Source organism: Dehalococcoidales bacterium (assembly GCA_035529395.1).
Classification (GTDB): domain Bacteria; phylum Chloroflexota; class Dehalococcoidia; order Dehalococcoidales; family Fen-1064; genus DUES01.
Map to the genome: position 1 here is coordinate 1 of DATKWT010000008.1, position 12052 is coordinate 12052.

Below are 12052 nucleotides of genomic sequence, written 5' to 3' on the forward strand. Positions count from 1 at the left end.
GAAGTGATGACCAGTTCCGCCAGACGGTTCTCCTTCTCATCGGAAATGCTGGTCACCATGTTGACGACACCCACTAGGATGCTGAACATCAAGAGCAAGGCAAATACCGCCGGTACAATTAATTCACCTATTGCTTGTGCGAAAGGTACGACTTCCGACACGCTGCCGTCATCTGCCACCTTGAAGTTCTTGAAAACAGCCGGTTCGGCAACACGCGCCACCAGATCAGGGCTGAGCAGGCTCAACTGCTCCGCGACCAGTTCTTCCACTTGAGCCCGTTGAGCCAGTAACTCAGGGCTCAACTGGCTATACTGCTGTGCCAACAGCTCCTGGGAAAGCAAGCCCCAGAAAGCGCCTGCATCGTCCCAGTTTTCATCCCACGCTGTTTTGAACGCCGCGTACTGATCGACTTTGCCCGACTCAAGATAGTCGTCCGCGACCACGTAGAGGGAGTCGATCTCCCCGCGCTGATATGCTTCCAGACCTTCAGCAAGTGTCCCGTACCTGACCGGAGCCTGCCCTTCCAGCCCCGAAAAGACGCCGCTGTTATCGACAAAGCCAATCCGTCCCACGTCCACCTCCCCGGTCACGGACGGTGGGGCGTCACTGGCGATTGCCTCCTGGATAAGCGGCACGACCCATACCGCAGCCACCATCAGGAGGGCGATTACCACCGTGAAGAAGAGATACCCGCCGCTGCGAAGGTGCCGTCTTACCTCCTCTGCGAATATGATCCATGTCTCATTGGACTTTCCGCGCACGAGACACCTCCTCGATGAATATGTCGTTCAGAGACGGCATCATCCGTTCAAACCTGTCGACCTGGATTCCGGAAGCAGCATATGACTGAAATATCTGTTCAGGCGTTCGCCCCTCACCGATGTCGTACTCAACCGTGTCGTCCGGAAGCACCTTCAGGTGATCACTCCGTAAATCGTCCGGAACGCCGGCAGCCTTGACTTGCACAGACTTGACGCCGCGCTCACGCCTGATATCGCCGAGGTTTCCGAATAGAAGCAAGTTCCCCTCAGAGATAAGCGCAATACGTTCACACATCTCCTCGACATCGGACATGATGTGAGTGCTGAACATTATGGTCGCCCCGGCGCGTTGCCGCTCAATGAGCATCTCCTTCATCAACTGGACATTCAGCGGGTCAAGGCCTGAAAACGGCTCATCCAGGATGATGAGCTCAGGCCGGTGAGCGATGGCAATGATGAACTGTGCCATCTGCCTCATGCCGCGGGAAAGAGTATCAACCTTCTTAAGGCGGTATTCGTGCAAGCCGACCTGTTTTAACAGTTCGTCGGCACGGGACTCAGCCTCGGTGAATGACAGGTCCTTCAGGCGGACAAGGTACCGGATGGCATCCAGCACCCTTGCTTTGGGGGGCAGTCCGGTCTGCTCAGGCAGATAGCCAACGCCCTTCAACACCGAGCGTTGGGGCTCTGAGCCGAGGATAGACACGGAACCGCTGTCCGGCCGGATGATTCCCTGGGCCATACGGATTGTCGTGGTCTTGCCCGACCCGTTGGGGCCGAGGAATCCGAAAATCTCACCGGGCCTCACGTCGAACGACACGTTGTTAACAACTGTTCGAGGTCCGAAAGACTTGGTGAGGCCTTCTACTTGTAGGACCTTTTCGAGCATATCTGTCCTCCCTTCCACCAATTCCTGGCTGGAATTAAGTATGCGTTTTTCAGGTTAATTCATATGCTTAATTATGTCCCCCCCAAGTCAAACTCAATTATTGAGAGGCAAGTAGAAGGGGTTCGCCAGCGTATGGTCTGCGAAGTATACTACAGGGAATAACCCCGAAAACATCCAGTTAACAACAACGGCTGAAGGGTGTAGTCCTTTCAGCCGCACTCATTGTTTATGGCCTGTTGCTACTCTATGACCGCCCTCTTATCACCTTCCTGCTTGACCACCTCACCGATAACCTTTATCTCAGGCAAGGCATCAGTCACCCCGCTGACGTCCTCCGGAGAACAGATGACCACCATGCCGATACCCATGTTGAAGACCCTGTACATCTCGTCACGGTCTACATTGCCCTTCTGCCGGATGAGGCGGAAAATCGGGGGCACCGTCCAGGACTTGCTGTTAAAATGTACCGCCATGCCCTGGGGAATAACCCGGGGGACATTGCCGACAAGACCACCCTGGGTGATATGCGCCATACCTTTAATGACAGGGAGAACCGGCTTCAACTGATTGTAGTAGCAACGGTGTGGCTCCAGTAGCTCCTCCCCGAGGGTCCGTGACAGCTCCGGGTAGTAGACATCAAGCTCCTGCCTGGTCTCACCGAAGATGTGCCGCACCAGCGAGTAACCGTTGGTGTGCAATCCGCTGGAGGGCAGACCCAGAAGAACGTCACCGACAGCCACTGTCTCTCCCCGGATAATCCTGCCCTTCTCCACGGTACCGATGACGAAGCCCACCAGGTCGTAGTCATCCCCGTGGTAGATACCGGGGAGCTCTGCCGTTTCGCCACCGATGAGGGCACAGCCGACCTCGCGGCAGGCCTGGGCCAGCCCCGTGATAATAGCCTCCATTTTTTCGGGCACAAGCTTGCTCATGGCAACATAGTCGAGGAAGAACAACGGCTCGGCGCCGCCGGTGAAGATGTCGTTGACGCAGTGGTTGACGATGTCCATACCGATGGTATCGTGCTTGTCGAGGGCACAGGCAATTTTCACCTTCGTACCCACGGAGTCAGTGCTGGATACCAGGACCGGGTCCTTATATCCTTTGAACTCGAAGAATCCACCGAAGAGCCCTACCCCACTGAGTACTTCCGGGCGATACGTTGTGCGGGCGTGCCTGGCAATAACTTTGGTTACTGCCTCGCCGACATCGATATCAACCCCTGCTTTCGCGTAAGTCTCACCCATCGCCCCCTCCTCAGTACATACTCCTACCGTCTGAAAAGCCTTATCGCCCACCAGCGCCACCAGAAGACCCCGTTACCGGCAACTACCCTTATCTCACCACCACAACGGATATAATGCTTGCAGGGTATGATACCCCTGGGTTCTATGCCGCGCGCCCTGGCGGAGGCATGCCACGCCATCATGCCTTCATACGCGACGTCAATTTCGTCAATCTCTGTGAGTTCCAGTCCACATCTGTCACAGCGTAGCTTCTTCATCGCTGTTGCTTTCTCCCCTGCTCAACAGCCCACAATACCAACCGGCAGAACGCCTTGTTACCGTGAATCTATGCCTTCTTATGCCGGTTGACGAACCGCCTCATCCGGGTGAGAGCCTCCTCGATATCAGCCATCGATGTGGCGTAGCAGCAGCGCACGTAGCCCTCACCACACAGCCCGAACGCAGAACCGGGCACCACCGCCACCTTTTCCTCGGTGAGCAGTCTCTCGGCAAACTCCTCCGAAGTCAGTCCGGTGGTCCTTACCGATGGAAAGGCGTAGAACGCCCCCTTAGGCTCAAAGCAGGGCATACCTATCTCCCGCAGTCCCTTGACCATGACAAGACGCCTCCGGTTGTAGTCCTCAACCATATCGGTGGCACTCTCCTCGCCGTACCGCAGCGCTTCAATTGCAGCCACCTGCCCCATTGTGGGAGCACACATCATGGTGTACTGATGGACCTTGGTCATAGCGGCAATTATCTCTCTGGGAGCCGCAGCGTAGCCGATGCGCCACCCGGTCATGGCATACGCCTTGGAGAAACCGCCCAGCAAAATGGTACTCGCCTTCATCCCTGGCAACGCGGCGACACAGGTGTGCTCGACGCCGTAGACCAGCTTGGCATATATCTCGTCGGAGGTAACCAGGAGACTGTGACGGCGGGCTACCTCAGCCACCTCAGCCATCCTGTCACGACTCATCACCGCGCCGGTGGGATTGGCGGGATAGCCGATAAGGATTGCCCTTGTTTTATCCGTGACCCGCGCCTCGACCTCCGCGGCACTGAGCTCGAAGCTCTCCTCTTCATTTGTGGGCACGGCGACTGCCTTCCCGCCGGCGAGGACAATACAGGGTTCGTAGGAGACATAGCAGGGGTCCGATATGATGACTTCATCGCCGGGGTCAAGGATAGCCCGCATCGCCAGGTCCAGTGCCTCGCTAACCCCGACGGTGATGAGAAGTTCAGTAGCCGGGTCGTACTCCAGGTCATACTCAGCCTTCAGGTAACGCGCTAACTCCTGTCGGAGTTCCGGCATGCCCGAGTTGGAGGTATACATCGTCTGTCCCTTCTGCAGGGACTCTATGGCAGCCTCGGTAATATGCCACGGGGTAGCGTAGTCAGGCTCACCAACCCCCAGCGATATCACACCTTCCATCGAGGCAAGCAGGTCAAAGAACTTGCGTATCCCTGACGGGGATATCTGGTTTGCCCGCCTGGAGATGTGGTACTTCTTCTTTTTTGCCCTGGAGTTTACCTTCGGATTGGTCGCCATACGCGTCTCCTAATATCAGGATGGTGTGGGACCCGCTGAAAAATCCTTTCGACCATTCCCCCTATATCTGGGGGCCTGCCCCTATGGACTCCCCTTGTTCAGCACCCGGCATCTAGAGCATCACCGGCTGCCGCTTCACTTCTTCCTTACCTTCGACAATCTCGCCGTCTTCTTTGTACCGTTTGAGGACGAACTGGGTTACCGTCTCCTTCACCCCTTCTATATGGGAGAGCTTCTGGGAAACGAAATCAGCAATCTCATGGTTGCTCTTGCCCACAACCAGGACAAACAGGTCATAGGAGCCGGAGACCAGGTAGACCGTGTGCGCCTGCGGGAAACGGTATATTCGCTCGGCCACAGAATCAAAGCCAACATCCTTCTCGGGAGTAAGCTTGACCTCGATAAGCGCCCAGACGTGTTCGTCTTCAACCATGTCCCAGTTGACTATCGTCTTGTACTTCAGGATGGTACGGTCTTCCTGGGCCTGCTTGATGAGCTTGGTGACCTCGGCCTGGGGTACACCGGTCATAGCGGCTAACTGCTTTGGGGTGGTTCGGGCATCATGCTCCAGTATCTTGAGAATTTCCTTCAGCATCTGCTAACTCCTGACGAGCGCGGTTACCGACCACTTGTCGTTGGCTACATTATAGCAGAGTTGGAAGCGTTTGTTATCTCCGGTGCCGACCTGGAAATATTTCTCGCCCGGCTCCTTCCAGGACTTCTCTATCCGGGTGACCTGGTATTCTGCACCCTTCCAGCGAAAGGATTCCGGCCTTTCCGCATAGGTTTGGCCGGAATAGCACCTTACTTCCGGGTCCGATAGCCCATTATCGGACACGCTATCAAGCATATCGTATGACGCGTCATCTGATACGTTATTCAAAGTCGCACCTCCCGGGCAAGTAGCCCCTTCTGTAATTGCGAGGAGCGCCAGCACCCCTCCTGCCATTCTGAGCGCAGCGAAGAATCTCAGGCTCAGGAAACCCTCTCCCTTGGTCCCCCTCCCTTTGCCAAAGGGAGGGGGAGATAGATGTGAGAGAGGCTGCGCCTCTCTACGACTCTCCGCTCCTACGCTATTCCTGAGGTCATTACCCTGAGAACACGCCACTCTATAAGGTGCGAATGACACCCGCCTGAGAGAATGACTTCACACCGTTTTGGGGTGTCCAGAGGGGGCGCCTCTCAGAAGAGGCGAAACCCCTTTGGAACGGGGGTCCAAGGGGGTGTCCCCCTTGGTTCGTCTTCCATCTCAACAGAGGCTTCTCACTGGTGGAGGCCCCATCTCCCAGGCAAGTAGCCCCTTCTGTCATTGCGAGGAGCACTCGCGTCCGATAACTCTGGAACCCTGCCTTTGTTTGCTATCCTCCCCGGTACTCCTCTCCCGTAGTGTCAGATCTTCTGTAACGTGGATGAATCGCGGACAATCTGGTAATCAGGTCCATATTGTCGGGTTGCACCGTATTCTCCGCAATCCTGTTGACGGACCTCATGCCACACTTCAGACACCGGTGAATAATCTGATACCCTTTTCCGGACCTGAACTTGATGCCCACCGGCTCCATCAGACCCTGGCAAGTGCTTTCTCGGTCACCGGGTAGGATATCGAGGTGCTTCGAGAACAGGCAGAACGGGCAGTGATTCCGATAGCTGCCGTTGCTTACGGGGGTTACGTCTTGTCCGCATTGCTCACAGGTGAACCCTGCATTCTTCTGCTTCCTGCTCATGCCCTGGACTCCTTGACTGGATGCACTTCCAATCAAAGGGCCAGGGTTCCGTTTGCTCTTTCCTTACGGCTCCAGGCTCAACTGAACCAGTGACACATTCACCGTCGTACCTCTTGGGATGACGGTTACTTCCGGTTCCAGCTTCATCGGGGCATGTTTCATCCCCGAATCCGGACCACGACCGATTTTGGCATTGTGTCGGCCACTGTAAGGCGGGAACTGCCGCCTTCCACCGGTAGGTGTGTGCCCAATCTCACTGGCTTTGGCGTCGTCCCCTGTCAGGCAAGAGCAGGACAACGACTGACTACGTCCATATGACCTCCTTGATAGTCGTTACGTTGAGGTGCCATCCCGCTACCTCCTGCCTAACCGGAAACCCAGGTCTGCCCACACTCCAACATGGTCTGAAGGCCAGAGTGTCGGGTCATCCGGGTCCGGCTGGTCAAAACACCGTCCCGCATCCTGGATCTCCAGGTTGTCGGTCACCCAGATGTAGTCGAAGCAGAGAGAAAGACGCGCCGCGTCGGAAATAGGCGTAGCATTTGGCGCATTGAGTCCTGTCGGGCAGGTCGGCTCCAACTGGACCGAGCGGAATGGCTTGGGAACGAGCCGGATTGAGGTCGACTCCGGGGTGGCATTGAAGTCACCGCACACGATGCGCGCGTCAGCATCGTCACGGCTTTCTACCCACTCGAAGAGGCACTGTACCTGATACTGGCGCAGGCCATCCTCCTCCGGCACGTGATGCAGGTGGGTCACGTACACGTCCACCTGCTGCCCTTCGATGTTAAGGCGGACGACCTGCGCAACGCGGCCGCGAGCCAGGTAATCCAGATTGCCGGTCTCCACGACGGGAAAGCGGGTGAGCAGTCCCTGTGCCTCATCCAGTGACCACCCGCTGGATTTGGTCTGTTGGGTCAGTGCGTAGGACAAACCCAGCCGCTCCCTGGCCTCACGCCGGAGCCAGCGCCCGCTCTGGAGAGGCACCGATATCTCGTTCAGGGCCAGCACGTCTGGCCTGAGCGCTCCGAGTTGCTCGACTATCAGCTCACGCCGTTCCTTCCAGCGCTTGAATCCCTGGTGGAGATTGAAGGTCGCTATTCTGAAGGTCATGCGTCTCCTCTATTCGTGCCCTCTCGGCAAGATCGGCCCGGCAGGGAAGGAAAATTAAGTGTAAGAGAGACCGCGCCTTCCCAGGACTCTCCACTTTCTCTTACCTGCGGTAGCCGTCCCCTTTTCCCCTTTTGGGGTGTCCAGAGGGGGCGCCTCTCAGAAGAGGCGAAACCCCTTTGGAACGGGGGTACAAGGGGGTGTCCCCCTTTATTCCTGCTGCCCCCTCAACAGGGGAAGGGGAAGAAACCAGAGAGACCGCGCCTCTGTAAGGCTCTTTTTTTATAGAGTTAAACAAGCTTCAACTGACAACCAGAATATTTTATCATAGGCAGGTAATGTGTCTGTCCAATTTCGATGGTCCCACTCGTCCCCGCTGATGTCATCGCCAGCCAGGAGATACTGCCCGAATTGGACCTTGCGAAACGTGGCTACGGCCGCCATCGCGGCACACTCCATCTCAACCACCAGGCACCCTTCCGCCTTCCTCCTGGTAATCTTAGCCTTGGTCTCCCGGTAGGGAGCGTCAATCGTCCACGTCAGCCCAATCTCGTAGTCGACGTGGTGCCTCTTGAGTACGCTCTCCAGCTTGTTGAGCACTTTCCGGTCCAATGCGACAGTTCTGGATGCAGGCAGATAATGATATGAAGTACCCTCATCTCTTACTGCTGCACTGGGTATAACGATATAACCTCGGCTCAGTTCAGATTTCAATACGCCCGCCGAACCGCAGGCGACGAACTTGCGACAACCCAATGCAATCAGTTCTTCAAGCAGGGCGCCTGCAAGGGGGGCACCACAGGCTGTCGGACAGACAACAGTGATGGATTTGCCATTATGGTCCAATTTGTAGATTTCGGTGGGCATAAGGATTGAACCTAATTCGTAGACCTTCTGCAACCTGTTTTCCTGTCTCAGGTTTTCTACGACAGAGCCATAGAAAGGGATTACACAGTACTCCGGTAGTCCGATGTTTTTATAGACCGAAGGTTCAATCAGCGCATTCCGGTCTTTATCAAAGTCGAGTAGTGGTATCTCATCCATTTCATTATGCATAGCACATAGAGCTCCTGGATTTCTGGCCTCCTATTACACCAATCAGTCGCCTGCTGCCGTCAGTGAGGCCACGTCAGTGGCGATTCAGTCCGGTTCCTGCTTGCTCGGGGAGTCCCGGAGCGAGTCCATCTCCCGGCGCAGCTTCCTCTGCTTCCGGTACAGGTAAAACACGTATCCGAAAATAACTGCCCAGACGATGCTATATATCGCGAAAAGATAACCCAGATTCTCCATAGTTCTCTACACTCCTACTCCAACCGCAGGTTTTTCATATTCTCGATATCGGATTCCAGAATCTTGAGCGAGGTGGCCTGCCTGACCAGGAGAATGTACAGCACCGTGAAGGCGACCACGCATACCAGCAAAGCCACCAGCATGGTCGGAGCCAGCCCGCCTTCAAATATCAGTGCTGTCGGATGCTGGGTACGCCACAGGTTAATCGCCAGCGCTACGATGGGCACATTGATGAAACCCACGATGCCCAGCACGGCGCTGAGCCTGGCACCCTGGCTCTCTTCCCGGGCGTAACCACGCACCATGAGATAGGCAACATACACAAACCAGAGGACCAGTGTGGCCGTCAACCTGGCGTCCCATGTCCACCAGATACCCCACGCCGCCTTAGCCCATATGCTTCCCGTAATCAGCACCAGAGAGGTGAAGACAACCCCGACCTCTGCCGAAGCCCAGGCAATGGAATCCCATATCACAGACCGCTTCCACAGGTACAGAATACTACCGATAAAGACGACCAGGAATGCCAGGAACCCGACCCAGGCCAGCGGGACGTGGAAATAGAATATCCTCTGCACCGCCCCCGCGTATTTCTCGGTAGGTGCGTAGACGAGCGCCATGTAGAGGGCTGCCAGCATCAGGGCAAAGCCCATTCCAACCAGAAGGTCATCTCTCAGCTTACCTCTACCGTTCTTCACAAAATCTCCTCTCCCGAGTATGTGTCGGCTCACTCCTCGATAACGAACTCGAACATCAGGGTAGCTACCACCAGGTAGATTATATCAAACGCTATCATTATCTCAAGCCAGGTCAGCATGTCACTCCACGGGCCTCCTGCCAGCACACAGGTAGTAGTCTCCACCGCACCGATAATCACCGGCACGACAAGGGGCAGGAAAAGGATGGGCAACATGATGTCCCGCGCCCTGATATTCATTGCCAGCGCGGAAAACAGTGTGCCCACTGAAGTAAATCCAAGCGTTGCCAGCACAATGATTAGGGCAAGCCTGGGCAAGAAGAGGGGCAGATTGAAGAGGACAAGGAATATCGGCGTGATGACGGCTGCAATAACCAGCATGAAAGTGAAGCTGCCCGCGAGCTTTCCCCAGAAGATAACCATCCGGTCTACGGGACAGAGCCTCAGTCCTGCCAGACTGGCGTTCTCCTTCTCGATAGCAAACACCCGGTTCAGACCAAGGATACCGGCAAAGGTGAAAGCTACCCAGAGAATCCCCGGCGCTATCCGTGCCGTCGTACCTGACGCAGCGTCAAAAGCAAAGTTGAATATCACCAGTACCAGCAGGGCAAATACCAGTACTGCCGTGACAATCTCTTTGGTCCTTATCTCCGAAAGGACATCTTTCCAGAAGATGGCAAAGACACTGGCAAACATTCTGCTCATTTGGTTGATTCCGTATAGCGGTCGTAAGTCTCCCGAAAGGTTGCTATATCTATCCTGTCTTTGTGTTCCTGGTAGACAATCCTGCCTTTGTCGAGGATAACCACCCTGTCCGACATCTCGATGCCCTGCTCAAGATTATGGGTAGTCATCACCACGGTACGCTCCCCGGCACTCAGGGAGTCCAGCACTTCCCGCACCATCACGATGGCGTGAGGGTCGAGGCCAACTTCGGGCTCATCGAGAAGCACGATTGAAGGATTATGAATCACGGCACGGGCAATTGATATCCGCTGCTGCATGCCACGCGATAGCGTACCGACCCGGTCATGGAGTCGAGCCTCAAGCCTTACCCAGCGAACAACGTCACGGATTTGCTCCTCCAGGTTGGGAACATCATACATTTTTCCGTAGAACTTGAGGTTTTCGTATACGGTAAGGTCATCGTAGAGAAAAGTCTGATGAGCAACCAGGCCGATTTTCCGTCTGACCTCCGTCGGGGCTTTGTTGATGTCGCTGCCATCCAGGCGAACTGTACCTGCTGACGGTTTCATAAGGGTGGACAGTACCTTTATCAGGGTTGTCTTCCCGGCACCATTGGGACCGAAGACAGTAACGTGCTCCCCTCTACCGACTTTCAGGCAGATACCGGTCAGGGCACGGTGATTCCCGAACGACTTACCAAGCCCCTCAACCTCAATGGCCCACGCGCCGGACCCGGCCCCCGTCTCATTCATTACCGTTCGCCGTTCCCTCATGTTTCTTCATTTCGACCAGTCGTGCATCCATATCGGCATATCTTTGCCGATAGGTCTCTTCATCGAGTAATCCCTGTTCAAAATCACGGTCCAGCCGGACTATTTCATCGAGCAAGCGCTGCTCCGGGGAAACAGCCTCTCTATCGTAGTCCTGAATGATTGCCGCCGGTGTTGTCACTTGTGCCCTGGACCTCCTCACCAGGTAGACTAGCATGCAGAGGACCACTACCGCCCCCACAATCCACAGAACAATGGCCAGCATGCCGCTTCCGCCGGATGAACGGGCAAGGCGGATGTCGATAGCGTCGCCTCTATCAAGATACTCCCCCGTGAAATGAACGTAATGTTGTCCATCATCAGTCTCTACCGGGTCGGCCGGGACAAGCCGGGCACTGGATACCTCGGTGTCCTCTCCCGTCACCATGACATCCATAGCATCCGTGGGGTAGTCGGCCTTCAGGTTAATGGTGAAATCACCTGATTCCGACGTCGCCAACTGGTAGTAGTAGAGCAGTTGCTTCTCACCAGGTGGGAATACCATTGTAGTGACCACCATGTTGTCGACGAGCAGGTAGTCCTCGGCGGAATCCTCCGGGACCTCGAACTGCATCGCTCCTGGCGGCATGGTGAAGACCAGTGTTCCCTGTTTTCCCTCGAAACTGGTCGCTTCCGACCCCACGTAGGTACGGTCACCGTCATTTACCAGCAAGATAACCTCGGTTACCGTAATATATTCCGCTTGAATACGCACGACAACATGATGCCAGGCAATCCGGATTTCCTGGTCGCTTGCCGTGGTATCACAGACGGGAATCTCAATTGATATCGTTGTCTCGGTATCACCAAATTCAAGGGGGTAGTAGTAGGCAATCTTCATGTAATTGACACGGACCAGATAGCTGCTCTCCACAGGGATATTGCTGAACTGAAATCTGCCTTCTCCGTCCGTACTGGTGGTCCTTGTTTCTGCCGTCCCCTCTTCTCCCCCTCCCGAAATGAGGGAGACACTCAGGTCGGCCACACTACCGCCGCCCTCGCTCTGATTGGCCACCTGCCCTTCAATGGTGCCATCAACCTGTTCCTGGGCAAAGGCAATTCCGGGAAACGGGAGAATTGCCAGGACCGCCACCGCAGCAAGCAACCAGCGCATGATTTATTCCCCCGCCAGTGTTGGCCGTGTATGCGTCGCCGAAAATGCGATAACACCACCTGCCAGCAGGAGGCCACCACCGAGCCATATCCAGACCACCAGAGGGTTGACCATAGCCCTGATAGTAACGGATTTGTTTTCTTGAGTAAAACCCGTCCAGACCAGGGAAACAAACAGGTCCTCCGCCGGCGTG

The 12052-nt window shown here is 55.5% G+C and carries 16 protein-coding genes and 1 other annotated feature; all 16 genes read right to left on the bottom strand.

Annotated elements, in window-relative coordinates; all coding sequences use genetic code 11:
* The coding region (locus tag VMW13_00460; protein HUV43279.1) for a hypothetical protein at positions 1 to 761 on the bottom strand (761 nt) is incomplete at its 3' end.
* A complete protein-coding gene (locus VMW13_00465) occupies positions 742 to 1650 on the bottom strand; it encodes an ATP-binding cassette domain-containing protein (GenBank protein ID HUV43280.1) in 909 nt (302 codons plus the stop codon). The genes VMW13_00460 and VMW13_00465, both read right to left, overlap by 20 nt.
* Before the next feature lie 239 nt (positions 1651 to 1889).
* Positions 1890 to 2897 (bottom strand): phosphoribosylformylglycinamidine cyclo-ligase, encoded by a 1008-nt coding sequence (purM, locus tag VMW13_00470; protein HUV43281.1) that lies wholly within the window; start codon positions 2895 to 2897, stop codon positions 1890 to 1892.
* Positions 2898 to 2920: 23 nt separating this feature from the next.
* Entirely contained in the window at positions 2921 to 3154 is a 234-nt protein-coding gene (locus tag VMW13_00475; GenBank protein ID HUV43282.1) for a hypothetical protein, read from the bottom strand.
* A gap of 68 nt (positions 3155 to 3222) precedes the next feature.
* Positions 3223 to 4428: an aminotransferase class I/II-fold pyridoxal phosphate-dependent enzyme gene (locus VMW13_00480; protein ID HUV43283.1), complete on the bottom strand. Its 1206-nt coding sequence runs from the start codon at positions 4426 to 4428 to the stop codon at positions 3223 to 3225.
* 112 nt (positions 4429 to 4540) lie between these two features.
* Positions 4541 to 5023: an Lrp/AsnC family transcriptional regulator gene (locus VMW13_00485; protein HUV43284.1), complete on the bottom strand. Its 483-nt coding sequence runs from the start codon at positions 5021 to 5023 to the stop codon at positions 4541 to 4543.
* 3 nt (positions 5024 to 5026) lie between these two features.
* Positions 5027 to 5311, bottom strand: coding sequence for a hypothetical protein (locus VMW13_00490; GenBank protein ID HUV43285.1), 285 nt, complete (start codon positions 5309 to 5311; stop codon positions 5027 to 5029).
* A gap of 475 nt (positions 5312 to 5786) precedes the next feature.
* Positions 5787 to 6152, bottom strand: coding sequence for an RNHCP domain-containing protein (locus tag VMW13_00495; protein HUV43286.1), 366 nt, complete (start codon positions 6150 to 6152; stop codon positions 5787 to 5789).
* Positions 6153 to 6239: 87 nt separating this feature from the next.
* Positions 6240 to 6396 (bottom strand) — a sequence feature (16S ribosomal RNA rRNA prediction is too short).
* Between the two features lie 110 nt (positions 6397 to 6506).
* On the bottom strand, positions 6507 to 7265 hold the full coding sequence (locus VMW13_00500) for an endonuclease/exonuclease/phosphatase family protein (GenBank protein ID HUV43287.1): 759 nt from the start codon (positions 7263 to 7265) through the stop codon (positions 6507 to 6509).
* A 279-nt stretch (positions 7266 to 7544) separates the two neighbouring features.
* Positions 7545 to 8318, bottom strand: coding sequence for a nucleoside phosphorylase (locus VMW13_00505; protein HUV43288.1), 774 nt, complete (start codon positions 8316 to 8318; stop codon positions 7545 to 7547).
* Between the two features lie 84 nt (positions 8319 to 8402).
* A complete protein-coding gene (locus VMW13_00510) occupies positions 8403 to 8552 on the bottom strand; it encodes a CcmD family protein (GenBank protein HUV43289.1) in 150 nt (49 codons plus the stop codon).
* Positions 8553 to 8566: 14 nt separating this feature from the next.
* A complete protein-coding gene (gene ccsA, locus VMW13_00515) occupies positions 8567 to 9250 on the bottom strand; it encodes a cytochrome c biogenesis protein CcsA (protein ID HUV43290.1) in 684 nt (227 codons plus the stop codon).
* 29 nt (positions 9251 to 9279) lie between these two features.
* Entirely contained in the window at positions 9280 to 9954 is a 675-nt protein-coding gene (locus VMW13_00520) for a heme exporter protein CcmB (GenBank protein ID HUV43291.1), read from the bottom strand.
* A complete protein-coding gene (locus VMW13_00525; protein HUV43292.1) occupies positions 9951 to 10688 on the bottom strand; it encodes an ABC transporter ATP-binding protein in 738 nt (245 codons plus the stop codon). Before VMW13_00525 ends, VMW13_00520 begins: the two co-directional genes overlap by 4 nt.
* Positions 10681 to 11859, bottom strand: a complete 1179-nt coding sequence (locus VMW13_00530) for a carboxypeptidase-like regulatory domain-containing protein (protein HUV43293.1) — start codon at positions 11857 to 11859, stop codon at positions 10681 to 10683. Before VMW13_00530 ends, VMW13_00525 begins: the two co-directional genes overlap by 8 nt.
* Before the next feature lie 3 nt (positions 11860 to 11862).
* Positions 11863 to 12052: cytochrome c-type biogenesis CcmF C-terminal domain-containing protein (locus VMW13_00535; protein ID HUV43294.1), on the bottom strand; the 190-nt coding region annotated here is incomplete at its 5' end.